The organism is Streptomyces glomeratus (assembly GCF_021462825.1).
GTDB lineage: Bacteria > Actinomycetota > Actinomycetes > Streptomycetales > Streptomycetaceae > Streptomyces > Streptomyces glomeratus.
On the sequence record NZ_JAKEEB010000118.1, the window covers coordinates 1 to 353 of the forward strand.

At 67.7% G+C, this 353-nt stretch carries 1 protein-coding gene; it reads left to right on the forward strand.

The window, feature by feature from the left end:
- Positions 1-353 (forward strand): transposase (locus tag LZ604_RS35585; RefSeq protein ID WP_234520374.1); only part of this gene is annotated, 353 nt, incomplete at both ends.

Here is a 353-nt window from a genome sequence, read left to right on the forward strand (position 1 = left end):
TGGACGAAGTTCCTGCGCTCGCTGCGAGCCCGCGGCCTGGAGAACGTCCAGCTGGTCATCTCCGACAGCCACAGCGGGCTGGTGGCCGCGATCCGCACCGTTTTCCTCGGCGCGGCCTGGCAAAGGTGCCGGGTTCACTTCGTCCGGGATGTGTTCTCGGTGATCGAGAGGGGCTCCGGGGAGATGGTCGCCGCCACCATCCGCACGATCTTCGCGCAGACCACCGGCGAGCAGGTGCGCACCCAGCTGAACGTGGTCGCCGACATGCTCGGACGACAGTTCCCGCAGGTCAAGACGATGCTGCTGGATGCGGCGACGGACATCACCGCGTTCGCCGACTTCCCGCCGGCGCA